Raw genomic sequence first — 26,237 nt, 5'->3', positions numbered from 1 at the left:
GTAGAGTCTGATGTGGTTCGCCGGTCCCGCCCCCATTGTCCATACCCTGCGTTCCGGTGCGCTGAGGACCGGACTGCACCTTGAGCGCGGCATGACCATCGGCCTGTTCGGCGGGTCGTTCAATCCGGCGCACGAAGGCCATGCCCATGTGGCGGAAACCGCACGGCGCCGGCTGGGGCTCGACCGCATCATCTGGCTGGTTTCGCCGCAGAACCCCTTGAAATCTAAGCATGATACGGCGCCGCTCAGCGAACGTATCGCCGCCATCAAGCCGTTCATCGGCCCGAAGGACATCATTTCTGATTTCGAGACGCGCATCCACGCCACCTATACGCTCGACACCTTACGCGCGCTGAAGGCCCGCTATCCCGGTGTCAAGTTCGTGTGGATCATGGGCGGCGACAGCCTCGCCTCGTTTCATCGCTGGCGCGGCTGGATGCAGATCGCCCGCATGATCCCCATCGCCATCGTCTCACGCCCCGGCGTCCTGATGAAAAGCCGTCTGTCACCCACCGCGCGACGCTTCGCCCACTACCGTTTCAAGGAACGCGAAGCCCACATCCTGCCGGGTAAAAAAGCGCCGGCATGGGTCTATCTCAAAGGGCCGCTGCACAACGCGTCCTCGACCGCGATCCGGGCGCAGCGACTGGCGGCAAAAAACTAAATACACACCGTGACCCGGAGCCGCATTTATGGTAGGGTGCGGTCAATCTTATCCACACGGATACCCTTTTCAGGAGTAACACACTGTCTCGTCAGCTTGCGCAAGATGCGCATTCGGAAACCCCTGCCGCCGCTGCGGCGGTGGATATCGACCAAAACCCCGTCGAATTCGCAGCGGAATCGCTCGAAAATGTCATCCTCACCAAGCTGGATGACGACAAGGCGCAGGACATCGTCTGCATCGACCTGCGCGGCAAAAGCTCTGTCGCCGACACCCTGATCATCGCGTCTGGCCGTTCGCACCGTCACGTCGGTGCATTGGCCGATCACGTCATGCGCGCCCTGAAGGAACAAGGCTTCGGCAAGGTTCGCGTCGAAGGCCTGCCGGCTTGCGACTGGGTACTGCTCGACGCCGGGGACGTGGTGGTTCACCTGTTCCGTCCGGAAGTCCGCAGCTTCTACAATATCGAAAAGATCTGGTCGGTGTCGTCGAACCACACGATCGACCCGCTGCGCCAGTAGTATGAAGCTGTGGCTGGCCGCGGTCGGTAAGCTCGGCAACACCTCTGAAAACACGCTTACGCGCGACTATCTCAGCCGCGCCACGCAGACCGGCCGGGCCCTGGGGCTCGGGCCGGTCGAACTTTTAGAGATCGAGCCCAAAAAGACCGCCAAATCACAAGACTCCGTACTCAACAAAGCGCGCGAAGCCGAGGCCATCCGCGCCGCTTTGGGTGATGGCGTGTGCCTGATCACCTGTGATGAACGCGGGGAACTTCTGACCTCGCGTCAGATCGCCCAGCGCGTTGATAAGCTGAAAGACTCCGGTGAACGCAAACTGGCCTTTTTGATCGGCGGGGCGGATGGTCTGGATGCCGATCTGGTCAGGTCGGCGCGCTTTTCGCTGGCCTTCGGGCCGCAAACCTGGCCGCATGCGCTTGTCCGGCTGATGCTGGCCGAGCAGATGTACCGCGCGACCACCATCCTCGCCGGATCGCCGTATCACAGAGACTAATCCTCTCGCCTTTCCTTCGCATCGAACGGAAATGCCCCGTGCGGATGCGCGCTTTTCGGCTTGATCAGCAGCGACAGGATCACCGTCAGGGCCAGAATCGAGGCCGTGCCGCCAAGCGACCACGTAATCGGCACCTTATAGATATCGATGAGCAACATCTTCGTCCCGATGAAGACCAGCACCAGCGCCAGACCATAGGGCAGCAGATGGAAACGTTCGTGCATTCCAGCCAGCAGGAAATACATCGCCCGCAGCCCCAGAATGGCAAAGACGTTCGAGGTCAGTACGATAAACGGATCGGTGGTGATGGCGAAGATGGCCGGGATCGAGTCCACGGCAAACACCACGTCGATCACGCCGATCAGCAGGACGACGACCAGCAACGGCGTCGCCAGTTTTTTGCCGTTGAACCGCGTGAAGAACTTTTCGCCGTCGTAGTTCGGCGAAATCGTGAAATGTTTGCGCACCCATTTCAGGGCCGGATTGGATTCCATGTCCGGCTCCTGACCGGCGGCCAGCCACATCCTGATACCCGTGAAAACGAGAAATGCGCCAAACACATAGAGCACCCAATGGAACTGCGCGATCACCCACGCGCCGATCAGGATCAGCCCGCCGCGCAGGACCAGCGCCGTCAGAATCCCGATCATCAGGGCCCGCTTCTGATATTCGGCAGGCACGGCGAAATAGGTGAACAGCATCAGGAAAACAAAGATATTGTCGACCGCTAGCGCTTTTTCGACCAGATAACCGGTCAGGAACTCCAGCGCCTTGGCATTGGCCAGGGCCGGTTCAGGCCCGGTGCCGCCCAGCCGCCACCAGATAAAGGCCATGAAGGCTATACTGGCGGCGACCCAGATCAGCGACCAGATGGCGGCTTCTTTCAGGGAAACCTTATGGGCGCCCTGCTTGTTCATGGCGAAAAAATCGATGAGCAGAGCGATGACGACAAAGGCCGCGAACAGCGACCACAGGAGTGGCGTACCGACAGAAGACATGAAAACCTCACGGGCTGGACAGGTGAATACCGGTCCCGGTCTCGCCATTCGCGCGACTGACGCGATGCACAACGCCGGAAGACAGACAGGACTGTCTTCGTATTGACGACGCTGCATGAGCCTGACACGCGGCTCCGGCTACTCCCCGAGGGTGTTTTAAGGTAATGTCCGTCTCTCGATCTTGTCAAATCAAGAAACGATGACGTTGAGACTCCCTAACGCCGCATTAACCCTCAGCCCTTACCCTGCCGCGATGACATTCCGCGCCCCTATCTCGCGCGCCCTGAAACATGGGGCGCTGATCGTCCTTGTTCTCTGCGGGACAGGCGGCGTAGTGGCGCAAACGGCCCAGAAACCTCTGTCGAAACAGGCCGAGACCGAACTGGACACCATCGGCGCCGAGCTACGCGCCAATGCCAGAAAACGTGAACAGAAGCGCCAGTCGGCACGGCAGATCGCGCAGGAAGCCGAGAATCTGCGCAAGCAGATGATCGATATCGCCCGCACGCAGGGCGCGTCGGAAAAGCGCGCGGCGGTCTATCGTTCACGGCTGGTGGCGCTCAACCTGCTTGAAACCGACATGACGCGGCGGCTGGGGACCATGCGCAACAAACAGGCAAGGCTGCTTAGCGCTTTGCAGATCTATTCGCGCAACCCGCCGCCGACCATCTTCGTGTCCTCGCGCAAGGCCAATGATGCGGTGATTGCCGCGATCATCCTCAAGGACATCACGCCGGAGCTGAAAAAGCGCGCTCAGGCCCTGTCGGACCAGAACCGCACCCTGATCAAGCTGCGCCGCGACGCCGCCCTGCAAAACGAAGCCCTGTTCATCTCCGAGAGCGACGTCTCGGAGCAGCAGCAGGAACTGGAACGGCTGATGGCCCAGCGCGCCGAACTGGAGGACCAGTTGCTGCGCGAAGCCGACGCCATCGAAGCGCGCAACCTCCAGCTTGAGGCACGGCAACGCGAATTGCGCGGGCTGGCGCCGCTACGCGCTCTGCAAACGCCGGACAAGGGGCTGAACCTGCAGGTTCCGGTCGTCGGCACGCGCAAGGGCAGCTATGGAGAAACTGTCGACGGACAGCTTTTGCGCGGCCTCCGGCTGGAAACGGCACCTGGGACTCAGGTCCGCGCCCCCGGTGAAGGCGAGGTCGAATATGCCGGACCGCTCAACGGCTACGGGCAGGTGATCATCCTCAATGTCGGTGGCGATTATCGCGTGGTGATTACCGGGCTGGGGCGCGTCTATGTCGATCAAGGCAAGACCGTCGGGCGCGGCGAACCTCTGGGGCGGACCTCGAACCTGACCGACAAGCCGACCAGCGTCTATGTCGAACTGCGTCAGGGCGATGCGCCGGTCAATCCGGCCAAGGGTTTCGACCTGTCGAAACTGTAGGCGACTGTAAGTTGACATCCGGGATACCGCTGTTAGCCTATCGGTAAAATTGCACCGGGAGCTCGCCTCATGTGGAAACCCATCGTTATCGGCGGTCTTATGGCCTCGACCCTGCTCGCCGTGACGGCTTTGCCTGGGGCCACCGCCAGCAGCTACAATATCCCCGCCGGTTCGATGCACCGTATCGACGCCAAGACCGAAATTCAGGTCATCAACTGCTATCAGGCGCAGTGGGGCGAAAAGTGCATGGTCAAGTACTATGAAAACGGTCAGTTGATCGGGAACGGCAACGCCACCGAAATGTGGGCTGAGGACGTGGTCAACTGGGAAAAGCGTTATTGGGCGACGCAGGGCAAAGCCCCGCCAAGCCCGGGCGGCGGCGCGCAGGCAGCTGCTGAGACCTGCCCGGGTGCGCCCGCGGCGGTGGCAAAAAACGCCCCGGCATCGAAGGCCGTTTTCCAGCGCAAGATTTATGATAATTACGCGATGAACGCCAACGGCACCCTGAGCGCGCCGCAGCGGGTCGGGATCATTTTCGAAAGCTTTGTGGTCGGCGCGCCGATCGTCAATAAGGTGACCAATGTGCCGGGCAAGGGCGCCCAGCGCGTCACTGACGCCGCGCCGCCCAATGCCACCCTGACGCCTGTATTGTCCGTGCATCTTGTTTGTGAGCAATATCGCGACGGCGTGCAAAAGCGCCGCGTCGAAAGCCGCTATTTCTGCTTCACGTCAAAGGATGGCGAATGGGCCTGCGGCGGCACGGGTATCCCGAAGATCACGCTGTTGAAGTAGCCTCTTTATACCTCCCTGCTTTGCGGGGAGGAGGGAGGCCGAAGGCCGGAAGGTGGGGTGCCTTACGGAGATTCAACGGCATATATCGTAAGCAAGAAAGACACCCCACCACCACGCCTTTCAGGCGCGGTCCCCCTCCCCGCGCAAGCGCAGGGAGGTATAAAACCTTAACCCTTCTGGCTCAACCACACCTCGGCGATCTGCACCGCGTTGAGCGCGGCACCCTTGCGCAAATTGTCGCCGCTGACGAACAGGGTCAGGCCGTTGATCACCGTCGGATCGCGGCGGACGCGACCGACGAAGACCGGGTCTTTACCCGTGGCGTCCAGCGGGTTGGGCACCTCGCTCAGTTCGACGCCCGGCGCGTCTTTGAGCATATCAAGCGCGGCTTCGACCGACAACGGGTGCTCGAATTCGACATTCATCGACAGCGAATGTCCGGTGAAAACCGGCACACGCACGCAGGTCGCGGCCACCCGTAAATCCGGCAGTTCCAGGATCTTGCGGCTTTCGTCGCGCAGCTTGAGTTCCTCTTCGGTATAACCGTCCTCGCCCAGCACGTAGTTCAGCGGCACGACATTATAGGCGATCGGCACGACCCACTTTTCGGGCGTCCCCAGATCGACACCCTGACCGTCCTGCGCCAGCGCCGCGCAGCCCTCGGCCCCCGCCACCACCTGCTTGCGCAGGACTTCGATGCCTTCGAGACCACCGCCCGACACCGCCTGATAGGTGCTGGCGATCAGACGCTTGAGGCCTGCGGCTTCGTGCAGGGGCTTCAACACCGGCATGGCCGCCATGGTCGTGCAGTTGGGGTTGGCGACGATGCCTTTGGGGATATTGCGCAGGGCGTGCGGATTGACCTCGGCCACGACCAGCGGCACCTCAGGGTCGCTGCGCCACGCCGATGAGTTGTCGATGACCAGAGCCCCTGCCGCAGCGACCTTTTCGGCCAAAGCCTTCGAGGTCGAACCACCCGCCGAGAAGAAGACGACATCCAGACCGCTATAGTCGGCGGCCGAGGCGTCTTCGACGACGACGTCCTTGCCCGCGAACGACAGGCGGTTGCCCGCCGAGCGCGGCGAGGCGAACAGGCGCAAACGGTTGACCGGGAAGTTACGCTCGGCCAGCAGCGACAGCATCATGCTGCCGACAAGACCGGTGGCACCGACGATGCCGACGTTGAGGCCAGATTGAGAAGGGTTATTCATGACTCACATTTCCTTATTTAGGCGGAAACGCGAAGGTCTGGGTTCTGTCTGAGAAACCATGCCCCGCGCTTCGGCGGGGCTTCGTCCAGAGGCTTTGGGTTGTTAAACCGTCAAGCGCGACTGGACCGCCCCGCGCGTGCGGGCCGGCTTAATAATCGCTTTAATGACGGTCATCATGGACATGGCGCGGCGATTACACGGAAATATGTGGCGTGTAAACTCCTTTTGTGCCGGTTTGCGCGCGCCCTGTTTACGCCACATTAAAACCCTGTACTATGTGTAGTAACCGTGTGCGCCAAACGTGTCGGCGTGCGTATTCCGGAGCCTTAAGGCGCCATCGAGGATTGAATGAAGAACTATCTGCTGGGCGGCATCGCGGCCCTGGCCCTCAGTGTCGGTGCGGTGGCCTATGCCAACCAGCCCGCGTTTTCGCCAAAGTCCGACACCTACGAGATGCTGGAGCTGTTCGGCGACGTGCTCGCCCTCGTCAAGCAGAACTATGTCGTCGAGGTCGATGACAAGAAGCTGATCGAATCCGCCTTGCAGGGCATGCTGTCCTCGCTCGATCCGCATTCCAACTACCTTTCCGCCGAAGACTATACCGACCTTCAGGAGAAGACGCGCGGTGCCTATGGCGGCATCGGCCTTGAGGTGCAGTCCGAAGACGGCGCGGTCAAGGTCGTCACCCCGATGGACGACACCCCCGCCATGAAGGCCGGCATCCAGTCGGGCGACTACATCACCGCCATCAACGGTCAGTCGATCCTCGGCCTGCGTCTCAACGACGCCGTGTCGCAGATGAAGGGCGACCCGAAGACCGACCTGACGCTCACCATCGTGCGCGAAGGCAAGGACGAGCCGTTCGACGTCACCCTGACGCGCGAGATCATCAATGTGAAGTCGGTCAAGACGCGCATGGAAGGCAATTACGGCTATCTGCGCATCTCGAACTTCAACGAGAACACCGCCCGGGAATCGCTGGAAGGCCTGACCGAACTGCGCGCCAAGAACCCGCAGATGAAGGGCCTGATCCTCGACCTGCGCAACAATCCCGGCGGCCTGCTCGATCAGTCGGTCGGCGTCGCGGACCTGTTCCTCGAAGGCGGCGAAGTCGTGTCGCAACGCGGCCGCCGTCCGGACGACATCACCCGTTATCAGGCGCATAAGGGCGACATCATGAAGGGCCAGCCCATCGTGATCCTGACCAATCCGGGCACGGCCTCGGCGGCGGAAATCGTCGCGGGCGCCTTGCAGGATCACAAGCGTGCCTCGACCGTCGGCCTGACCACCTTCGGCAAGGGCTCGGTGCAGAGCGTCGTCAATCTCGGTGAAAACCGCGCCGTAAAGCTGACCATCGCGCGGTACTATACGCCGTCGGGCCGCTCGATCCAGAAGACCGGCATCGTGCCCGACCTCGAAGTCGCGCAGTCGAAGGAACAGGCCAAGGTTATCGCCAACCGCAACTATTCCTTCTCGGAAGCCGACTACAAGAACGCGCTGGACGCCGACGAGGGCAAGGTCCGTCAGGGTGCCCATATCGTCTCAGAAGTGCCGCCCGAGGCCTATGACGTCAAGACCGGCGACTTCCAGCTGGCCCGCGCCGTCGACGTGCTCAACTATGGCGGCGACGTGAAACAGGCGGCGGCCCATCCGCGCGGCCTGAAACTGGCCGAAGCCGATCTGGTCGACAAGCCCGGCTCGCGCTTTGCCGACAAGACCAAGGCGGGTGCCTCTTCGTCTGCGGCCCCCAAGGCCCCGGAAAAGCCCGTTCAAAAGCCGGCGGAAAAGAAGTAATTTTCAGCTTTCGTTAGTCTTTATTAACCCCCTTGGGGCACAAATTAACCCTGCCGGATCGCGCGTCCGGCAGGGTTTTTTGCGTGGGTCGTCGCGATGTTCGCCAAACAGAAACTGTCAGCCCTTTCCTCCTCGTCGCTGTTCCGCCAGCCGACGAGCCTTGTGGCGCGCCTCAAGGGGCTCGGCCCCGTGGCGCTGGAGGCGCTCAAAAAGCCCTATACCGCTCCCCTTCTGGCCATGGGCCTGTTCATCGGCGGCGGCGCTCTGTTTCTCAATCTGGCCTCCGACCCCGGTGCCGGTTCCCCCAGCGTGCGCATCTCCATGGGCGGCGGCGATCATGCGCCCAAGGCCGCGACCGTCACCCCCACCGATCAGCCGGTCGCCGACGACACCACGTCGGGCCTTCAAGCCTTCACTCTGGATTCGCTGGGCCTGTTCAAGGACGCCTCCGCCGACCAGTTCAACGCCAGCGGCGAAGCCGGTCCCGTCGATGGTACCGCCGTGATCACCCTGCCCAATGACGGTGCGCCGATCGATGTCGCCGCGTCGGGCCCGACTAAATTGCCCGCCAGACCGCTGACGCCCGCCCCGATCGCGGGCCTGTCGCAAAACGGTCCCAACGGCCCGCTGCCGATCATCGCCACCGACGGTCGTGTGGCGGCGGCGACCTATGCCCGGCCGTTCAAATCCAACGGCAAGCCGATGGTCGCCCTGATCGTCGGCGGCCTCGGTCTCAATCCGACGACGACGCGCGCCGCCATCGAGCAACTGCCGGCCGAGGTCACCCTGTCCTTCGTTCCGTATGCGGAAGGTTTGCAGGGCTGGATCGATGCCGCCCGCGCACAGGGGCACGAGGTGCTGATCGAAGTGCCGATGGAGCCCACCAACTACCCTGATGTCGACCCCGGTCCGCAAACCCTTTTGATTAATCAGCGTCCGGACGATATGCAGGCGCGCCTCAACTGGGTGTTAGGTCGCGCCGTCGGTTATTTCGGCGTCATGAACTATCAGGGCTCGGCCTTCCTGCGCGACAAACCGGCGATGAACGGCTTCCTCGGCACGATGAAGACGCGCGGCCTGAGCTTTATCGACGATGGTCAGGCGCGCGATCAGGGCGGGGCGTGGAACCGCGCCAGCGCTGATCGCGTCATCGATGCCCAGATCAACGCCCAGAGCATCACGGCGCAACTGAGCGGCGTCGAATCCGCCGCCCGCTCCAAAGGACAGGCGCTGGGGACGGGCTTCGCCTATCCGGTGACCCTGGCGGTCGCGATCAAGTGGACGCAGGGGCTGGAGGCCAAGGGCCTGCAACTGGCGCCCGCGTCGGCACTGGCACATAAATAACCGCCCATTGCGTTGAATCGCGCCCCGATATCTGAAACAATAGCGCGATGACGGACGAACTCAAAGAATACCGCCCCAATGTGGGGATCGTAGTGGTCAATGCCGATAACCGCGTATGGGTCGGCCACCGCTTCGGCATGAGCGGCGACTATGCCTGGCAATTCCCGCAAGGCGGGGTCGACGCCGGTGAAGACCTCGAAGCGGCTGCCGTGCGCGAACTCTTTGAGGAGACAGGTATCCGTTCGGTCGAGCTGATCGGTCGGACGCAGGACTGGGTGATCTATGATTTCCCGCCCGAAGTGCTGGCGCAGAAGAAAATCGGTCGCAATTTCAAGGGCCAGAAACAGATCTGGTTCTTCTACCGCTTCACCGGCCAGGACAGCGAAGTCAACCTTCAGGCCCACGGCGAACAGGAGTTCGACCGCTGGGAATGGTGCGGGCTGGATCGCGTCATCGACCGCGTGGTGCATTTCAAGCGCGACTCGTATCGTAACGTCATCGCGCAGGTCGAGGCTCTGATACGCTGATGGCCTATGTCGATGTCTTCGTCGTACCGGTGCCGAAGGAAAACCGCGCCGCCTACAAAAAACTGGCCGAAACGGCGTCGGCCGTGTTCAAGGAACACGGCGCGCTTCAGGTCGTCGAATGCTGGGGTGACGACCTGCCCGAAAGCGAGCTGGGCGTCTCGTTCAAGTCGGTGATGCGCGCCAAACAGCCCGACGGCGTCGTCTTTTCGTGGGTTCTGTGGCCGTCGAAGGAAGCGCGCGACGAAGGCAATGAGCGCGTCATGGACGACCCGCGCATGCAGCCGTCCGACGACATGCCCTTTGACGGCGAACGCCTGATCTATGGCGGCTTTCAGGTGCTGGTGGAGAAATAACCCGAAAGCCTGATAAGCTTATGGCTTCTTGACCGGCACCGGTGCCGCCGTCGGCGTAAAGCCGCCGAAACTGCGGCTCAGGCCGATCATCATGACCCGCGCCTCGCGCTCACTGCTGTAGCGGCTCCTGAGCAACGGCCCCTCGGTGACGCCGGTGCTTCGGGGCGTCCGGAACGGGTCCTGCACGGTGAAATTCAGCCACATCTTAGGTGTCAGACGATGACGATAGCTGATCGAATTAAAGGCCGATGAGTCCGAATAGCCGTTACCGGTATAGCGCCGCGGTTGCAGCCGGTAATTTATCGATACGGTATCGTTGTTCTTGAGCGTATAGGTCGCCATGACGCTGCCGCCGAAGGTGACTTCCGATTGCGTGCCGACGATATTCGGCCCCTCCATATCGACAAAGGTCACGGTAGCGTCGAGATTGAGGTTCAGCTTTTTGGTGCGCTTGCTGTAACTCAGCGTCACACCCTTCTGACTCTGATAACCTCCGTTCACACGCATGCTCTGGGTCACCACATTGCCCAGATTTTGCGGATCGGCGATGATACGACTGGTACTGACGATCATGTCGTCGTCAGTGCGCCAGAAGCCGCGCACCGCGTAGCTGCCGGTCGGGTTACTGACCTCATAACTGGCTTCGAAGTTATCGCTTTCCTGCGGCCCGAGATCGGTATTGCCGACGCTCACCGACGTGTCGGAGATATAGACCAGACGCGGGTTGAGGTCGTTCGGCGAAGGGCGTTGTTGCTTATGGGTATAGCTCAAGCGAATCTTGCGGTCCTTCGACAGGGCGTAGGTCGCGAACAGGCTGGGGTTCAGACGGGCATAATCGACCTGATTACGCGTATTGCTGCGGGTTTCGTGCGTTTCCATATCGAGGAATTCGGCGCGCAGACCACCCAGCAGGGTCCATTTGGCGCCGAACTGCCGCTGAGCGGTCACATAGACGGCGCTGGCCGTTTGTTCGTAACGCAGGTCGCTGGTCAGCAAAGGTTGCAGCACAAGACCGGTGCCGGCGGTGTCCGGTCCATAGGACAGGCTGTTGGCGCGATTGTCGTCCTGATTGATCTGCGTCCCGACACTGACCTGCGTCCGACCGAGCGTCGTGTTGTAAGCGGCCTGCACCATGGCGGCATTATTTGAACCGTCGCGCAGTTTACGATCCGGGCGCGGCAGGCGACTGCCGGTCGAGGACAGGTCGTAGCTCGTGATCGTGTCCGAATCGTTTTCGTTTTCCGAGCGCGACAGGCTCATATCCAGCTTGAACGACTGATCCGGTTTTTGCCCGTAGTGGGTATAGCCGGCACTCAGCGTGCCATTCTGCTGATCCGACGTGCTCTCACTGAGGCTGGTGAAGATGTCCGTCGCCGCACCTCCGGCATTGAAGGTCGTGGACGCACTGAGCGAGTCGGTATCCGACGCGCTACCCGTATAGGTCAGGCCGCCGGTGAGTACGTCATTGGGGCCGAGATCGTATTGCAGGCTGGTCGAAAGAAAGGCCCGGCTATAGGCGCCGTCCGTCAGACCATTGCGGCGCGATTCCCGCGTCCGGTTGCCCGAGGCATCGAAGCCCTGGGTTTGCGAGTCGGATATCGAATTTTGAATACTGCGGTTCAGGCTGCCCATCGCCGTCAGCGTCAGCTTATCCTTGGCAAGGCTCAGGAAGGTGTTTCCGGATGCGCCTTCGTTGGACAAGACCTGCCCGCTGACACTGCCGAAAACGCCCGGCGGCATATTGCGCTTGGTGACGATATTGACGATGGGCTCATTGCTGCTCGACGAATATTGCGCGCCGGGATTCGAAATGACTTCGATGGATGAAATGGAGGCCGACGGCATGGATTGCAGCGCCGCGCCGCGGTTGTCACCCGTCATATAGAGCGCCGGACGGCCGTTGACGAAGACCCGCGCCTCACGTCCGCGCACCGTGACATTGCCGTCATTGTCGACATTGACACCCGGCACCTTGTTCAGGGCATCCTGCGCCGTGCCGGTCAGGGCATCGGGATTTTTGGTGACGTCATAGACTTCCTTGTCACCGCTCATCTCCTTCCGCTGACCTTTAACGGTCACCGTGGTCGGATCGGCCTTGTCCTGAACCTTGTCCTTTTCGGTTTTGACGTCGGTTTGCGCGGCCGTCGGTGCCGCGGTTTGAGCCTGCGCCATGGCGGGCATGACCAGAGACGCCGACACGACGGTTAGAATCATGGATGTCGAAGATTTCATAATTTCCCCCTACCGCACTCCCCCGGCGGCGTATCAACCCTGTGTCACAGGCGGCTGAGGCACAATTGTGGCGATATGGGCCGGGGCCGCATTAACAATATTTCATATGGCCAGCTTATCCCGATGCCGTTACGGTATCGACGTTCTCACAACGGAGGTTCCCATGTCCTATGTCGATGGTTTTGTCTGCCCAGTTAAAAACGAGAAGAAAGACGCCTATCTGGAGTCGGCGATCAAGGCCGCGGACATCTTCAAGGAATACGGCGCTGTCGCCGTTTGGGAAAACTGGGGCAACGATATCCCCGAAGGTGAGGTCACCTCGTTCCCCCTGTCGGTGAAGCTTCAGGACGGCGAAACCGTGGTCTTCTCATGGATCGTCTGGCCATCGAAAGCCGTGCGCGACGACGCCTGGGGCAAGCTGATGCAGGACGACCGCATGAAGATGGAAGACATGCCGTTCGACGGCAAGCGTATGTTCTGGGGCGGCTTCGAGAATATCCTGTCGGTTTAAAGCTTCTTCTGCCAGAACAGCGCCTTGCCCTGTTCCGGGTCGAGGACGTAGTCGCCGAACCCCAGCGACGCATAGAGCGCCTGTGCGGGACGGTTGCCTTCGAGCACTTCGAGGGTCAGCTTGCAGGCGTCTTTTTCGCGGGCAATGACTTCGATTTCGGCGAACAGGGCTTTGGCCACGCCCTGACCGCGAAATTCCGGCGCGACGACGATGTCGTGGATATTGATCAGCGGTTTGGCCGCAAAGGTCGAGAAACCGTCGAAACAATTGGCCAGCCCCGCAGGGTGGTTATCGACAAGCGCCAATAGAGAAAACGCGGTCGGAAACGCCGCCAGCTTGTCGATGAGGACTTTTGCCACATCGTCCGACAAGGCGGAACCACCGCCCATCGGGTCGAGCGCATAGATCTTCAGTAGACTGACGATGGCTTCGGCGTGGGCCGGATTGCGGTAATCAGCTCTTATAATATTGAGCATAGGTTCCTCATGTAAAAAGGCCGAAGCTGATGCTCCGGCCTTTCATTCTGTTCCCGGTCATGGGGTGTGGGGTCCGTGACCCCACGAGCCTACTGGCAAGCCAGACACTCTTCGTAATCCGTCTTGGCCGCGTCCATCATCGACGCCGCCGCTTCCTTGGTCTCCGAACCGGCAAACGCGGCGCGCTGGACCGACTTGGAGCGGAGATAGTAGAGCGATTTGACGCCCTGTTCCCAGGCGGTCCAGTGCAGCATATGCAGGTCCCACTTGTCGACATTGCCGGGCAGGAAGATATTGAGCGACTGCGACTGGCAGATTTCCGGCGCGCGGTCGGCAGCCAGTTCGACCACCCAGCGCTGATCGATTTCGAACGCTGTCTTGAAGACGTCCTTTTCGTCGGCGTCGAGCGCGTCGAGGTGCTGGATCGAGCCTTCGTGTTCGACGATCGAGTCCCAGATATCGTTGGTGTCGAGGCCCTTTTCGGCGAGCAGCGCCTTGAGGTAGGGGTTCTTCACCGCGAACGAGCCCGACAGGGTCTTGTGGGTGTAGATATTGGCCGGGATCGGCTCGATGCCCGCCGACGTACCACCGCAGATGATCGAGATCGAGGCGGTCGGCGCGATGGCCAGCTTGTGCGAGAAGCGTTCCATGACGCCGCGCTCTTCGGCGTCGAGGCACGGCCCGCGCTCCTGAGCCAACTTAACCGAGGCCTTGTCGGCTTCGCGGCGCAGGTGCTTGAACAGGCGCATGTTCCACGACTTGGCCATGGCCGATTCGAAGGCGACGCCCTGCGATTGCAGGAAGGAGTGGAAGCCCATCAGGCCGAGGCCGACCGAGCGCTCGCGTTCGGCGGAATAGATGGCGGCGGCCATCGAGTTAGGCGCGGTATCGATGAAGTCCTGCAGGACGTTATCGAGGAAGCGCATGATGTCTTCGATGAACTGCGGCTGGTCGCGCCATTCGAGGAAGGTCTCGGCATTGACCGACGACAGGCAGCAGACGGCGGTACGGTCTTCGCCAAGGTGATCCTTACCCGTATGCAGCATGATTTCGGCGCACAGGTTCGATTGCTTGACCTTGAGGCCCAGTTCACGCTGGTGCGGGGCCATGGCGCGGTTCACCGTGTCCGAGAAGATCAGATAGGGTTCACCCGTCTGCATACGGATTTCGAGGATCTTCTGCCACAGGGCGCGCGCGTCGACGAACTTGATGATCTCGTCGTTCTTGGGCGAGCGCAGGCCGAACTGTTCGCCGTCGCGGACGGCTTCCATGAAGGCGTCGGTGATCGAAATGCCGTGGTGCAGGTTGAGCGCCTTGCGGTTGAAATCGCCCGACGGCTTGCGGATTTCGAGGAACTCCTCGATTTCCGGGTGGTGGATGTCGATATAGACGGCAGCCGAACCGCGACGCAAGCTACCCTGCGAAATGGCGAGGGTCAGCGAATCCATCACGCGGATGAAGGGGATGATGCCCGAGGTCTGGCCTGCGCCCTTGACCTTTTCGCCGATGGAGCGCACGCCGCCCCAGTAGGTGCCGATGCCACCGCCGTTCGAGGCCAGGGCGACATTTTCGTTCCACGTGCCGACAATGCCTTCGAGGTTATCGGGCACCGAGTTCAGGAAGCACGAGATCGGCAGACCGCGCGACGCGCCGCCGTTAGACAGAACCGGCGTCGCCGGCATGAACCACAGGTTCGAAATGTAGTTGTAGATGCGCTGGGCGTGTTCCGAATCGTCGGCATAGGTGGTGGCGACGCGCGCGAACATGTCCTGATACGATTCACCGGGCATCAGGTAGCGGTCGTCCAGCGTCTTCATGCCGAAATCGGTCAGCTTGGCGTCCTTCGACGGGTCGGTGACCACGTGCTTGATCAACTTGAACTCGGGACGCGTATGCGGGCGAACCGCCTTGTTCGCCTTGTAGGCCACTGGAGTCTCACGCTTGGCCGCCGCATCGTTAACCGACATGTCACTTCACCTGGAAAGCTAAACCGCTCCGCCCCCGGAGCTTACAAATGGCCGACCCAACAACCGTATCTGGCAACTAGATATAGTGGTTGATGTCACCCTGAACAACTATATGGGGCCATAAGTCGGGGAAGTCGTCAACGGCCAAGTCGCCGCACGGGCGAACTTTTTAGTTAATGAAATCCTAAAAAAATCAGAAGTTCAAGCTGCTCAAGGGCTTGGCCGGGATTCACAGAAATGTCCCCAAAAAAGACTCTTGTTAAAGAATCGTCGAGGGCGTTTCGGACAGATAGCGGTCAATCTTATTTTCACGGTCGACCAGCACGACTCTGGGGATAATCGGCGCGTCGGTCAGCTCGAACCCCATGATGATGATCTGTTCGGATTCGTTGATCAGATGGGCCGCGGCACCGTTCATGGCGATCTTGCCCGAACCGCGCTCACCGGTGATGACGTAGGTTTCCAGCCGCGCACCGGAGGTGTTGGACACCACCAGCACCCGCTCGCCGTCCCACAGGCCGACAGCGTCCATCAGGTCCTCGTCGATGGTGATCGAGCCGATATAGGCGAGATTGGCCTCGGTGACGTAGGCATTGTGGATCTTGGAACGCAGCAACTGACGCATGGACGGCTTTCAGAAAGAGATTTGACCGTGGCTAATATCGTCTGTCCGCCGGAAAGTCAGCCGTTTTCTGACTCGCGCCAGCCCCCGGCGGGCCGAACCGTGGCGCACGCAGGCGTACCGTCCTTGCCACGACCGGGCAGTACGGCCTCGATGACACGACCCGCCCGGGCAAGGACGCGCAAATCTTCGGGTAGGGTGTGGATGTCGATCTTCGCCCGTCGGCTCCACAGGCTATGGGACTCACCGGCTTGCTGGCCGATGGCGATATAGATGAAGCGGCGCGTCGGGCCTTCGCGCCGCACGAACGCCCCCAGCCAGCGCCCGTCGTCGGACAGGCGCACCGGCACATCGAAGGATAGAGACGTCTCCCCGGCGATTTTGGCTTCGACCGGTCGATTATCCTTGTCCTGAAGACTGTAGAGAACACCCGGCACCGGGTCTTTGATCGTCAGGCGCAGGATGATCGCCGCATCGACCAATCTAGTCGTTCCACAGATCGGTCACGTCGCCCTTGCGGTTCAGCATATGGACCGCGCGCTTGATGACATTAAGCAGATTCTCGACCCGCTCGTTCTGATCGTAGGTGAGCGCCGCCCGGTGCAGGCCGTCGAGGGCGAACCGGGCCAGGTCGCGGCTGGCCTGAAAGCGTGCATCGACCCCCGCGGTGATAAAGCCCGGCGTGGCGCGCCCCATGGCACCGCGGTCGAAGGCCTCCTGCGCCGGCTTGATCGCCTTGGCGACGTCCTGATCCTGACGCGCGGCGCGTTCCAGCGCCAGAAAGGCCGCGAACGGCACCGAACTCAGCAGCCGCCAATAGGCGTCGATCGCCCCGTCGAGAGCGTCCTGATCGGGTTTCAGCTTACCCGCCTCGGCCTCGAAGGCCGCTTCGCGCGCCGCCTGAATGTGCCAGGCAGCGGCCTCGACCAGGGCTTCGCGGGTGGGAAAATGATAAAGCATGGCCCCGCGCGTCAGGCCGCAGGCCTCAGCGATGGCAGCGTTACCGGCGCGATCATAGCCCAGTTCCGCAAACAGCCGCATGGCCGTCTCCAGAATCTGCACCCGCGTGCGGCGGGATTTGGGCGTATCTTTCGGTTTCTCGCTCATCAACATGCCTTCTTGCGCCCGCGCCGTGCCTGCCGGTGGGTGACCACGCAGATGCGAACGATACTCAGATTTAGGGCATTCGACGCGCTTGGCAAGCCATTGTTACAGCAAGTGAACGCGACAAATCCCCAGCCGCAATTATACGCCGCTTTTTGTGCATCGCAACAAAAACCCGGTGCCCATGCCGGGTTTTCCCTTGGAAAATATCGGTTTGCGGACGAATTTTATCTGGCATCCGCGCTTGCCCCAAGGTCAAACCGTCATGCGTCTGATACAAAATCATGCTTCACACGCGCCCGATTGCACTTTACAGATTGCGATCCGTTCGTTGAGGGAGTTGAGGACAACCGTGCGTATTCTGCTTGCGACCGATGCGTGGGACCCTCAGGTCAATGGCGTCGTTACGACGCTCAAGCGCGTGATCGGCGAATGCGAAAAACTGGGCCACGAATTCAAGATCGTGGACTATAACCAGTTCAAGTCCGTCTCCTGGCCCGACTATCCCGAAGTGAAGCTGGCGCTCGGCTGCTACGAAGACGTGCGCGAAATCATTCAGGACTATGAGCCCGACGCCGTCCATATCGCCACCGAAGCCTTTGTCGGTCTGGCGGCGCGGCGGGTGTGCATCGAATGGAAGATGCCGTTCACGACGTCTTACCACACCAAGTTTCCCGAATATGTCTCGGCGCGCCTGCCCATCCCGCTCAGCTGGGGCTACGGCTATATGCGCTGGTTCCACAAGGCGTCGGGCCGCATCATGGTGGCGACGCCCACCCTGCAAAAGGACCTTGAGGCGCGCGGGTTCCGCAATATCTCGCCGTGGACGCGCGGCGTCGATACCGAGATGTTCCGCCCTGATCTTGAGCCCATCTTCGGCGACCTGCCGCGCCCGATCATGACCTATATCGGCCGCGTCGCCATCGAAAAGAATATCGAGGCCTTCCTGTCGCTCGACCTGCCCGGCACCAAGGTGGTGGTCGGCAAGGGCCCGCAACTGGAAGAACTCAGGGAAAAATATCCGGACGTTCTGTTTACCGGTCCGCGCTTCGGCGACGAACTGGCCCGATCCTATGCCGATTCCGACGTCTTCGTCTTCCCGTCCCTGACCGATACCTTCGGGCTGGTGATCCTCGAAGCCATGGCCACCGGCACCCCGGTCGCCGCCTTCCCGGCGCATGGCCCGATCGACCTGATCCCCGGCACCGGGGCGGGCGTCATCGACGACGATCTGAGCGTGGCGATCAAAGAGGCCCTGAAACTGGATCGCGGCCACGTACGCCGCCACGCCGAGAAGTTTTCCTGGCGGGCCTGTGCGGAGGAGTTCATCCGCAATCTGGAGCCCTATCCGGAAGCGGAAAAGAAGAAGCTCTGGGCGCGTTTGCGGGCCCTGCCGCGCCGCTTGAAGCGCAGGGCGGCTTAAAAGCGCTTACTTAATAGCGTGTTTTGCCATGTGCGCAGCAAGGCGCGAACGCAATTCGGAGGTTATCGCTTCCGGAAGCTTGCCTTGTCCCGCATCAAGAACTTCAGAAAAGCGCATCGCCAGAAACACTAAAACGCTCTGGGCAAACTCAGATGTCAGCTCGACTTCTTCAGTTAGCGATACGACCCCAAACTGATCGAGATAGTGACGCGCCGTGAGCGCCTGACCGTCTGCTTCGAATCTGTAGTCTATGAAATTATACAAAAATCCAAAACTTCCATCGAGCTCAGGCACCCCATAGTCAAGTCCATGATGAATGGAAACCGGCGCTATGATATCCTGTTCATAATAACTCATCACAACAACCGCTTGCGAATGGCCGAAGAGGCAATATCGATCAGGGTCACCGCCACTACGATCACAATGGCGATCGCCGAGACGCGGGCATAGTTGAAGCTGTTGATATTATCGAACAAAATCTGTCCGATCCCACCTGCGCCGATCAGGCCCAGCACGGTGGCCGAGCGGGCGCTCGATTCAAACCGATAGAGCGCAAAGGACGTCCATAGCGGCCCGACCTGAGGGATGACGCCCCAGACAATCTCATGCAGCCGCGTACCGCCCGTGGCGCGGACCCCTTCGATCGGCGCATTATCGACGGCTTCAACGGCTTCGGAAAACAGCTTGGCCAGCACGCCCGTATTGTGCAGCGCCAGCGCCAACACCCCGGCCAGCGGTCCCAGCCCGACGGCGACGACGAACGCCGTCCCCAGCACCAGCTCGTTGACCGAGCGCAGCACATCCATCAGGCGACGGACCGGGAACACGATCCATGACGGCGCTATATTGGCCGAGGACAGCAGCGCAAACGGCACCGCCAGCACGACCGAGATCACCGTCCCCCAGATGGCCACGGCAATGGTCAGCCCCATCTGCTCGATATACATCCTGACCGTCGGCCAGCTTGAAAAATCGGGGTGCACATAATCGCGCATATAGGCGCTGGTATTGGCGGAATTCTGCCATAGCGACGGCAGGTTGCCGATCTGCGCGCCCTTAAAGCTAAGCGCCAGAACGAGGCCGACAGCGAGCCATACGCCCCATGTCAGGAGTTTTTGGCTTAAGGAAGCGCGCGGCGGCTCCAGTGCCGTCAGTCGGGACTCAGACATTACTGAGCATCAGGTGCGGCTTGCGGCGCGGCCTTGACGGCGTCGGCTTCTTTGGTCACGGCGGCCAGATCGGCCTTGGCCTTTTCGACCGCCGCGGCATCGCCCGCGTTCTGTGCCTGAATCAACGCCTCGGCGGCCTCCATTTCCCGCACCGGCAACAAGTGCGTGTTATCCGCAGGTTTGAACACCCCGAACAACAGATTGTTCAATACCTTAAGCTGACGCGCGCCTTCCGCATCCTTGCCCGTGCCATAGGTCAGGAAGAAGGAGCGGATCTTCTCCTTGGTCGCGGGGTCGAGGTCCTTGCGCCAGATGATCGGGTCTTCGGGCAGGGTCGGCGAGGTCCAGATAACCTTGACCTGCTTGAGCTTTTCCGGGTGCGCCTGCCCCATGCGCTCCAGCGAGGCATTGTTATTGGTCGCCGCGTCAACGACGCCATTGGCCACCGCGAGGAAATTGACCTCATGCCCCGCCGAGCGCACGCTCTTGAAGCATTTGGCCGGATCGACCTTGGCCGGCAGGAAGAAATAGGTCATCGGCGCCAGCGTGCCCGAGGTCGATTTCACATCGCCCATGCCGAAGGTTTTTGTCCCGTCGCATTTTAACAGGTCTTCAGCGGTAAGCGGTGAATCGGCGCGCGTGATAATCACCGACTGATAGCCATCGACGCCCGACGTGTCCGACGAGCGCGCAAAGACCTCGCCATCCGAACGGCGCACGGCTTCGAGGCCCGAGGCGTTGGAGAACCAGCCCAGTTGCACCTTGTCGAAGCGCATGGCTTCGATCAGGGTGGTGTAGTTGCTGCCGAAATAGGGCTTGATAGTCAGACCTGTCTGTTTCGACATGTCCTCAAGGAACGGCTTCCACAGCGGCTCCATATTCTGGGCGTTCTCGGTCGACAGGATCGAGAAGTTTATCTCGGTGCGCGGGCCTTTGGCCGACGCGGCCTTGCGCTCGCAACCCGCGACCATGAAAAGTGCCGAGGCCGCGATCCCGCGCAGCATGTCCTTGCGTGACACCGTCATGTCAAATCTCTCCCCAATAGGCGGACTCGATCTCAGAGCCGTAGATATCCTTGAGTTGCTCTAACCCCAGCGTATCGGCGGGACCATCATAGACGATCTTACCGGCCTTGAGGGCCAGAATGCGGTCGCAATATTTCCGCGCATAGTCGACCTGATGCAGGGTAACGATAACACCGACCTTTTGCCGCTCATTGACATCGACCAGCAGTTCCATCACCCGGCGCGCCGACACCGGATCGAGCGAGGCGACGGGCTCGTCGGCCAGAATGAGTTTCGCGTCCTGCACGATGGCGCGCGCGATCGCGCCGCGCTGCTGCTGCCCGCCGGACAGGGTATTGGCGCGTTGCCCCGCCCGTTCGGCGATGCCGACGTGATCGAGCGCCGCCATGACGCGCTGCTTTTCCTCTACGGTCCACAGGCCGAAAAAGCCACGCCACGGGTTGATACGCCCCAGCAACCCCAAAGCCGCATTGGTAAATAACGACAGCCGTCCGACCAGATTGAACGACTGCGCGATCATGCCCATCGACGCCCGTGCGGCGCGCACATCTTCACCAAGGCGACCCGCAGACTGAACGGTCTTGTCCAGCACCGTCACCGTACCCGTCTCGGTCACGATCAGGCCCGAAAGCGAGCGCAACAGCGTCGACTTACCCGATCCCGACGGCCCGATCAGGCCGATACGCTCAGGCTTGGTCATGGCAAAGGACACGGCATCCAGTGCCTTGAACGGACGCGACGGCGTATCGCCCTGCGCCTTCTGGACGTAGGTTTTTGTCACCGACTGCACTTCGACCAAACTCGACATTCGGTGGCCCCGGCCCCTACGCGTTAACAGATATGAACGGGAGTCTTGCCGAAGTTTCGGGGGTTTGGCAACCGCCTCACATCTGAAACGGGCCATTTGCCGCAAGAGGTCGGCCCTGCCGATGGTTGTCATTGAAATTTTATGCCCTGAAACTCTTTACACAGGGGCGAAAATACCCGATATAGCGCGCTTCCGGCGGACCCCGACACATAGGTTGGACACCCTGGGGCCTTGTGATCAGTATGATCCTCGGCTGGGTATCCATGAAACGCTGCTAACGCCGGTCTGGGTTTAACTTTTATCTACGGGGTTTTGGCTAGTGAAACACTACCAAACGGCCCTGGACCTGGTCCGCGAGCAGTCACCGGAAAAGCCCGTCGCCCTTGTGCGACGCGAGCCTGTTTCCGTCGCAGCGCAATGGTTCCAGCGCCACTTCAAGGGCGATGTCTTCTATGCCGTCAAGGCCAACCCGTCCGCATGGGTCATTCAGACCCTGCTGGAAGCCGGTGTGCGCTCGTTCGACGTGGCCTCGATCAACGAAGTCAAGCTGGTGAAGGATATCGCGCCCGACGCGCGCCTGGCCTTCATGCACCCGGTCAAGTCGCGCCGCGCCATCGCCGAGGCCTATCATGACTTCGGCGTGAAGACCTTCAGCCTCGATACCCACGAAGAATTGCAAAAGATCCTCGACGCCACGGGTGGCGCGAAGGATCTGAACCTGATCGTGCGTCTGGCGACCTCGGGCGAAGGCTCGAACCTGCCCCTGACCAACAAGTTCGGTGCCCAACCCTATGAGGCCCCGGCCCTGCTGCTGGCGGCGCGTCAGGCGACGCAGGACCGTATGGGCCTGTCGTTCCACGTCGGTTCGCAGTGCATGCGTCCGACCGCCTATGCGGCCGCCATGTCGGCAGCCTCGCGCGCGCTGGTTCGCGCCGGGGTGCTGGCCGATATCGTCGATGTCGGCGGCGGCTTCCCGTCGGTCTATCCCGGCATGATCCCGCCGTCCCTGCCCGAATATATGGACGTCATCGACCGCGCCTTCGAGGACATGAAGGTGCACGAGGCGACCGAGCTGTGGGCCGAGCCCGGCCGTTCGCTGGTGGCCGAATCGACCTCGATCCTGACGCGCGTCGAACTGCGCAAGGGCGACGCCCTCTATCTGAACGACGGTGCCTACGGCAATCTATTCGACGCGACCCACGCCAAGTGGCCGTTCCCGGTGCGTCTGCATCGTGCTGAGGATGGCGACGAGAGCGAAGATTTGAAGCCGTTCCGTTTCTACGGCCCGACCTGCGATTCCATCGACCATATGCCGGGGCCGTTCTGGCTGCCCGCCGACGTGGACGAAGGCGACTACGTCGAAATCGGTATGCTGGGGGCCTATGGCGTCGCCATGACGACCGGTTTCAACGGCTATGGCGAAAGCGAAACCGTCTTCCTCGACGAAGCCCCGATGGCCTCGCTGTTCGGCCTGGCCCCGCGCTCGCTCAACGTGCCGCGCAACGCCTACGACGCCGTTGAAGAGAACAAGGTCGTCCGCCTCAACCGTCCCAAGGGCGGCAAACGCGGCAAGAAGCGGAGCAAGTAAAGGCGAACGATGAAGCTTAAACGTTTTAAAGGTGCCGCCAAAATCTATGGAACTATCCATTGGTTCGTCACCAGAACGTTTATCATTCTGTGGCTCGGCTTCTGTGTCATCGCGACCGGCATTCACGTCTATCGGTATCTGCAAGCGGGAGATATTCCACACGCTCTCGGTATGGCCGCTGCGGGTCTGAGCTTTTTTGGTTTCGGCGTCGCTTTCTTCTTCATCGCTTCGAAAATAAACGACTGGAACGATCGCGCGTGGAAAGAGAAAGACCACTAATCGTAAAATAGAGTCATAAAAGCCAACTAGAACCTTATTTGCCAAACCGGTCTCTATGCCCTATAGGGACCGCGCTTTTTAAGTTCCCACCCCATCGCACCGTCTGGGGATCACGGGCTAATGACGGGCGTCCACCTTCTTGTCTCAAAAGGAAAAAGAGATGAACGCTGATACCCTCCAATCCAATCAAAAAGCCGCCCTGCTCCAGAATACCGTTGAGCACGTCGACATAACGTCCTACGACGCGCGCCCGATCATCGACTCGATGCGCAAGATGTCGTTTTCGTCGCGTGACACCGCCCGCGCCGCCGACATCTTCAACATGGCTCTGGAAGATCAGTCCTGCTCGCCGTGGCTGATCCTGGCCGGTTCGACCTCGGCCGGCGGCTGTATGCACGTCTATCGCGACATGGTGAAGTTCGGCATGATCGACGCCGTCGTCGCCACCGGCGCCTCGATCGTCGACATGGACTTCTTCGAAGCGCTGGGCTTCAAGCACTATCAAGCCGCCGGTCCCGTGGACGATAACGTCCTGCGCGACAACTATATCGACCGTATCTACGACACCTATATCGACGAAGAAGAACTTCAGGCCTGCGACCACACGATCCTTGAGATCTGCAACCGCCTTGAGCCGCGCGGCTATTCCTCGCGCGAATTCATCTGGGAAATGGGCAAGTGGCTGTCGGAAGGCAATGCCAAGAAGCCCGGCTCGCTGATCCAGACCGCCTACGAAGAAGGCGTGCCGATCTTCTGCCCGGCCTTTGTCGACTCGTCCGCCGGTTTCGGCCTCGTGAAGCACCAGAAGGAACGTATCGCCGAAGGCAAGCCGTACCTGATGATCGACGCCGTCGCCGATTTCCGCGAACTGACCGACGTCAAGATCGCCGCTGGCACCACCGGCCTGTTCATGGTCGGCGGCGGCGTGCCGAAGAACTTCGCTCAGGACACCGTCGTCTGCGCCGAAATCCTCGGCGTCGAAGCCGACATGCACAAATACGCGGTCCAGATCACGGTCGCCGACGTGCGTGACGGCGCCTGCTCGTCCTCGACGCTCAAGGAAGCCGCCTCGTGGGGCAAGGTCTCGACCACCTATGAGCAGATGGTCTTCGCCGAAGCCACGACCGTCGTGCCGCTGATCGGGTCGGACGCCTATCATCGCGGCGCCTGGAAGAGCCGTGAAAAGCGCAACTGGGCCAAGCTGTTTGCTTAATTGGCGCAATTTACGTAACGTATGAGTAAATAAGATTAATTCGCAGATGATTGAGACGAATTCGTACACTTATCGGTACAAAGTCACCATCGTCGGGAGCCTCAGGTAAAATAATCGATATTTTTTTTATTTTACCTCTTCCCTTTTGCGAAATAACTCTTATTTAGACTTTATCGGTTACGGCTTACAGATGTTGAGTCGTTGACCCACAGTTCGTCGCCGGGATCATCCCCCCCCCCTCGAATCCGGCGGCATGCGCGGCCCTCTCTGCCCCCCAGAGAGGGCCGTTTCTATTTCACCCGCCCGGTGCAGGGCAGATCGGGATTTCTCTTTTCAGTTTGCGCCTTGCTCACGCGTCGGCGCGGGTCTGCCCCCCAGAGAGGGCCGTTTCTGTTTTTGTTATCTGTCCGCTTTCATACTCCCCCGGCGTGCCGGGGGAGTATGAAAGCGGACAGAGGCCAGACGGAGGGGGGCTCGCGTAAATATCCGCCTGCTCATCCTCACAGTCATCGTAACTTGTCAGACGCGCGCCTGAGTGGAATAGTGGCGGCGAAAGCGAGGGCGGGATGAAAGCATGGATAGGGGCGGCCCTGACCGCCGTCATGGCGCTGACGACCACCGTCCCTCTGCAGGCGCAGGCCCCTGTCACGCCGGAAGCGCGCGAAACCGCCCTGCTCAAGAAACACCGCGGCCTGGTCAAGCGCCGCAACGACGTCTTCACGATCTACAGCGATGGCGACAGGATCGGCGAACTGACCGTCAAAACCTGCGCCAAGGCCCCCTGTCCCGCCACCGGACCGGACAAGCGGTTTACCGGCGTCATGCGCCTGCGCGACGCCGAAGGCCGCGCCGATCTGCCGGTTATTACCTACGATGCGGTCGAAAACCGCGATCAGTTGATCATCGATCAGGATGGCACCGGCTATATGCTGGTCGACGGCGGCACAGCGTCGCCGGATGGCCGCTATATCGCCAGCCTGACGCCCGCCGCCAATGGCAACGGCTGGTATATCGTCGATTGGGCGACGAAAAAGGTCCATTACTTCCCCGTCAATTGCGACGAAGGCCAATGGGTATCGAAAAAGCAACTCAGGCTGGTCTGCATCGATTTCATGCGCCGGGGCTTCATGACCTATGTCGAGGCCCGCGCCCTGCGGCTCAAGGACGGCAGTTGGATATTGATGCAGGATCGCGCCGTTATGCAGGCGCTCAAAGCCGGAACCACCGATCAGCTGGAATGGGTGCCGCGGACGGATATTCCTTCATTCATTCCCATCGCCGTCGTCTCGGAAAAGGCGTTCGCGCTCAAACCTTACGACGGCAAGGACTACCGGCAGATTCCTTGATTTCCTAATCCGCCGTTAACCAAATAAATACCTGATTCGGCGACATATAGGGTCATGACCACGCCGATCCCCTCTTCCCTGTCGCAGATGATTCTGGGCCGCCCCGCCCAAGCCACGGGCGCGACCGCCAAGGCCGCGTCCGATGAAACGGCCACGCGCTTCAATGACGCGCTGTCAGCGCAGAAGGCCTTTTTCCGTCAGGCGGCGGGTAATGTGGAGCAGGCCGCACCCAAGCCCGCCGGCGTGACACCCGCGACCTTCAAGGCGGCGGATATCGCTCAGGGCATCAAGCCGGAAGAGACGCAACTGATGCGCCCCGGCAGTCTGTTGAATATTCGGGTTTAAGCGCACCCCAAAAAGTGTGAAGCGGTTTTTGACAAC

The 26,237-nt window shown here is 60.7% G+C and carries 28 protein-coding genes; 16 read left to right on the top strand and 12 right to left on the bottom strand.

Annotated elements, in window-relative coordinates; genetic code table 11:
• The first annotated feature begins 10 nt into the window (after positions 1 to 10).
• The 3 genes from PQU92_RS05340 to rlmH all read left to right on the top strand — a co-directional run bounded on the left by PQU92_RS05340 (position 11) and on the right by rlmH (position 1,678).
• On the top strand, positions 11 to 664 hold the full coding sequence (locus PQU92_RS05340) for a nicotinate-nucleotide adenylyltransferase (protein WP_272747173.1): 654 nt from the start codon (positions 11 to 13) through the stop codon (positions 662 to 664).
• 140 nt (positions 665 to 804) lie between these two features.
• The gene (rsfS, locus tag PQU92_RS05335) at positions 805 to 1,185 is read left to right on the top strand and encodes a ribosome silencing factor (protein ID WP_272747172.1); all 381 of its coding nucleotides are present in this window, start codon (positions 805 to 807) and stop codon (positions 1,183 to 1,185) included.
• Between the two features lies 1 nt (position 1,186).
• The gene (gene rlmH, locus PQU92_RS05330) at positions 1,187 to 1,678 is read left to right on the top strand and encodes a 23S rRNA (pseudouridine(1915)-N(3))-methyltransferase RlmH (protein WP_272747171.1); all 492 of its coding nucleotides are present in this window, start codon (positions 1,187 to 1,189) and stop codon (positions 1,676 to 1,678) included.
• On the opposite strand, the gene PQU92_RS05325 is transcribed toward rlmH, so the two are convergent.
• Positions 1,675 to 2,676, bottom strand: coding sequence for a TerC family protein (locus PQU92_RS05325; RefSeq protein WP_272747170.1), 1,002 nt, complete (start codon positions 2,674 to 2,676; stop codon positions 1,675 to 1,677). The two genes, rlmH and PQU92_RS05325, sit on opposite strands and share 4 nt — an antisense overlap.
• 334 nt (positions 2,677 to 3,010) lie before the next feature.
• Here PQU92_RS05325 and PQU92_RS05320 point away from each other — a divergent pair, with 334 nt between their 5' ends.
• Both PQU92_RS05320 and PQU92_RS05315 read left to right on the top strand, forming a co-directional pair.
• Positions 3,011 to 4,072: a murein hydrolase activator EnvC family protein gene (locus PQU92_RS05320; RefSeq protein WP_272747169.1), complete on the top strand. Its 1,062-nt coding sequence runs from the start codon at positions 3,011 to 3,013 to the stop codon at positions 4,070 to 4,072.
• A 69-nt stretch (positions 4,073 to 4,141) separates the two neighbouring features.
• A complete protein-coding gene (locus tag PQU92_RS05315; protein WP_272747168.1) occupies positions 4,142 to 4,864 on the top strand; it encodes a hypothetical protein in 723 nt (240 codons plus the stop codon).
• Between the two features lie 167 nt (positions 4,865 to 5,031).
• On the opposite strand, the gene PQU92_RS05310 is transcribed toward PQU92_RS05315, so the two are convergent.
• On the bottom strand, positions 5,032 to 6,075 hold the full coding sequence (locus PQU92_RS05310; protein WP_272747167.1) for an aspartate-semialdehyde dehydrogenase: 1,044 nt from the start codon (positions 6,073 to 6,075) through the stop codon (positions 5,032 to 5,034).
• Positions 6,076 to 6,423: 348 nt separating this feature from the next.
• On the opposite strand from PQU92_RS05310, the gene PQU92_RS05305 reads away from it, so the two are divergent.
• The 4 genes from PQU92_RS05305 to PQU92_RS05290 all read left to right on the top strand — a co-directional run bounded on the left by PQU92_RS05305 (position 6,424) and on the right by PQU92_RS05290 (position 10,093).
• Complete coding sequence (locus tag PQU92_RS05305) at positions 6,424 to 7,869, top strand: S41 family peptidase (protein ID WP_272747166.1); 1,446 nt, start codon at positions 6,424 to 6,426, stop codon at positions 7,867 to 7,869.
• Positions 7,870 to 7,965: 96 nt separating this feature from the next.
• Entirely contained in the window at positions 7,966 to 9,213 is a 1,248-nt protein-coding gene (locus PQU92_RS05300) for a divergent polysaccharide deacetylase family protein (RefSeq protein WP_272747165.1), read from the top strand.
• Between the two features lie 47 nt (positions 9,214 to 9,260).
• The gene (locus PQU92_RS05295) at positions 9,261 to 9,740 is read left to right on the top strand and encodes an RNA pyrophosphohydrolase (protein ID WP_272747164.1); all 480 of its coding nucleotides are present in this window, start codon (positions 9,261 to 9,263) and stop codon (positions 9,738 to 9,740) included.
• Positions 9,740 to 10,093 (top strand): DUF1428 domain-containing protein, encoded by a 354-nt coding sequence (locus PQU92_RS05290; protein ID WP_272747163.1) that lies wholly within the window; start codon positions 9,740 to 9,742, stop codon positions 10,091 to 10,093. The genes PQU92_RS05295 and PQU92_RS05290 overlap by 1 nt, the downstream gene beginning before the upstream one ends.
• Positions 10,094 to 10,111: 18 nt before the next feature.
• Here the strand turns inward: PQU92_RS05290 and PQU92_RS05285 are convergent, their stop codons facing one another.
• Positions 10,112 to 12,325: a TonB-dependent receptor domain-containing protein gene (locus PQU92_RS05285; RefSeq protein ID WP_272747162.1), complete on the bottom strand. Its 2,214-nt coding sequence runs from the start codon at positions 12,323 to 12,325 to the stop codon at positions 10,112 to 10,114.
• A 163-nt stretch (positions 12,326 to 12,488) separates the two neighbouring features.
• On the opposite strand from PQU92_RS05285, the gene PQU92_RS05280 reads away from it, so the two are divergent.
• A complete protein-coding gene (locus PQU92_RS05280) occupies positions 12,489 to 12,836 on the top strand; it encodes a DUF1428 domain-containing protein (protein ID WP_272747161.1) in 348 nt (115 codons plus the stop codon).
• Here PQU92_RS05280 and PQU92_RS05275 read toward each other — a convergent pair.
• The 5 genes from PQU92_RS05275 to PQU92_RS05255 all read right to left on the bottom strand — a co-directional run bounded on the left by PQU92_RS05275 (position 12,833) and on the right by PQU92_RS05255 (position 17,008).
• Positions 12,833 to 13,312 (bottom strand): GNAT family N-acetyltransferase, encoded by a 480-nt coding sequence (locus PQU92_RS05275; protein ID WP_272747160.1) that lies wholly within the window; start codon positions 13,310 to 13,312, stop codon positions 12,833 to 12,835. The two genes, PQU92_RS05280 and PQU92_RS05275, sit on opposite strands and share 4 nt — an antisense overlap.
• 89 nt (positions 13,313 to 13,401) lie before the next feature.
• Positions 13,402 to 15,279 carry a ribonucleoside-diphosphate reductase subunit alpha gene (locus tag PQU92_RS05270; RefSeq protein ID WP_272747159.1) on the bottom strand — a complete coding sequence of 626 codons (1,878 nt, stop codon included), beginning with the start codon at positions 15,277 to 15,279 and terminating at the stop codon, positions 13,402 to 13,404.
• Positions 15,280 to 15,538: 259 nt separating this feature from the next.
• Positions 15,539 to 15,904, bottom strand: a complete 366-nt coding sequence (gene panD / locus PQU92_RS05265; protein WP_272747158.1) for an aspartate 1-decarboxylase — start codon at positions 15,902 to 15,904, stop codon at positions 15,539 to 15,541.
• Between the two features lie 56 nt (positions 15,905 to 15,960).
• Positions 15,961 to 16,383, bottom strand: a complete 423-nt coding sequence (locus PQU92_RS05260; RefSeq protein ID WP_272747157.1) for a DUF5990 family protein — start codon at positions 16,381 to 16,383, stop codon at positions 15,961 to 15,963.
• Position 16,384: 1 nt separating this feature from the next.
• A complete protein-coding gene (locus PQU92_RS05255; RefSeq protein WP_272747156.1) occupies positions 16,385 to 17,008 on the bottom strand; it encodes a TetR/AcrR family transcriptional regulator in 624 nt (207 codons plus the stop codon).
• 349 nt (positions 17,009 to 17,357) lie between these two features.
• On the opposite strand from PQU92_RS05255, the gene PQU92_RS05250 reads away from it, so the two are divergent.
• Positions 17,358 to 18,428 (top strand): glycosyltransferase family 4 protein, encoded by a 1,071-nt coding sequence (locus PQU92_RS05250; RefSeq protein WP_272747155.1) that lies wholly within the window; start codon positions 17,358 to 17,360, stop codon positions 18,426 to 18,428.
• A gap of 6 nt (positions 18,429 to 18,434) precedes the next feature.
• Here the strand turns inward: PQU92_RS05250 and PQU92_RS05245 are convergent, their stop codons facing one another.
• The 4 genes from PQU92_RS05245 to PQU92_RS05230 are packed head-to-tail and all read right to left on the bottom strand — an operon-like array spanning position 18,435 to position 21,430.
• Positions 18,435 to 18,785, bottom strand: coding sequence for a hypothetical protein (locus tag PQU92_RS05245; protein ID WP_272747154.1), 351 nt, complete (start codon positions 18,783 to 18,785; stop codon positions 18,435 to 18,437).
• Complete coding sequence (gene phnE, locus PQU92_RS05240; RefSeq protein WP_272747153.1) at positions 18,785 to 19,597, bottom strand: phosphonate ABC transporter, permease protein PhnE; 813 nt, start codon at positions 19,595 to 19,597, stop codon at positions 18,785 to 18,787. Before phnE ends, PQU92_RS05245 begins: the two co-directional genes overlap by 1 nt.
• Positions 19,597 to 20,622, bottom strand: coding sequence for a phosphate/phosphite/phosphonate ABC transporter substrate-binding protein (gene phnD, locus PQU92_RS05235; RefSeq protein ID WP_272747152.1), 1,026 nt, complete (start codon positions 20,620 to 20,622; stop codon positions 19,597 to 19,599). Before phnD ends, phnE begins: the two co-directional genes overlap by 1 nt.
• A 1-nt stretch (position 20,623) precedes the next feature.
• Entirely contained in the window at positions 20,624 to 21,430 is an 807-nt protein-coding gene (locus PQU92_RS05230; RefSeq protein ID WP_272747151.1) for a phosphonate ABC transporter ATP-binding protein, read from the bottom strand.
• Between the two features lie 319 nt (positions 21,431 to 21,749).
• Here PQU92_RS05230 and PQU92_RS05225 point away from each other — a divergent pair, with 319 nt between their 5' ends.
• The 5 genes from PQU92_RS05225 to PQU92_RS05205 all read left to right on the top strand — a co-directional run bounded on the left by PQU92_RS05225 (position 21,750) and on the right by PQU92_RS05205 (position 26,201).
• On the top strand, positions 21,750 to 23,018 hold the full coding sequence (locus PQU92_RS05225; RefSeq protein ID WP_272747150.1) for a type III PLP-dependent enzyme: 1,269 nt from the start codon (positions 21,750 to 21,752) through the stop codon (positions 23,016 to 23,018).
• 9 nt (positions 23,019 to 23,027) lie between these two features.
• On the top strand, positions 23,028 to 23,297 hold the full coding sequence (locus PQU92_RS05220; protein ID WP_272747149.1) for a hypothetical protein: 270 nt from the start codon (positions 23,028 to 23,030) through the stop codon (positions 23,295 to 23,297).
• Between the two features lie 160 nt (positions 23,298 to 23,457).
• Positions 23,458 to 24,510 carry a 1,9-bis(guanidino)-5-aza-nonane synthase gene (locus PQU92_RS05215; protein WP_272747148.1) on the top strand — a complete coding sequence of 351 codons (1,053 nt, stop codon included), beginning with the start codon at positions 23,458 to 23,460 and terminating at the stop codon, positions 24,508 to 24,510.
• A gap of 566 nt (positions 24,511 to 25,076) precedes the next feature.
• On the top strand, positions 25,077 to 25,856 hold the full coding sequence (locus PQU92_RS05210; RefSeq protein ID WP_272747147.1) for a hypothetical protein: 780 nt from the start codon (positions 25,077 to 25,079) through the stop codon (positions 25,854 to 25,856).
• Positions 25,857 to 25,910: 54 nt separating this feature from the next.
• The gene (locus tag PQU92_RS05205) at positions 25,911 to 26,201 is read left to right on the top strand and encodes a hypothetical protein (RefSeq protein WP_272747146.1); all 291 of its coding nucleotides are present in this window, start codon (positions 25,911 to 25,913) and stop codon (positions 26,199 to 26,201) included.
• Positions 26,202 to 26,237: the final 36 nt, after the last annotated feature.

The sequence above is a fragment of the Asticcacaulis aquaticus genome, assembly GCF_028550415.1.
Taxonomy (GTDB): Bacteria; Pseudomonadota; Alphaproteobacteria; order Caulobacterales; family Caulobacteraceae; genus Asticcacaulis; species Asticcacaulis aquaticus.
The sequence above is the reverse complement of the archived record's forward strand: the minus strand, read 5'-3'. Positions and strand labels throughout refer to the sequence as shown.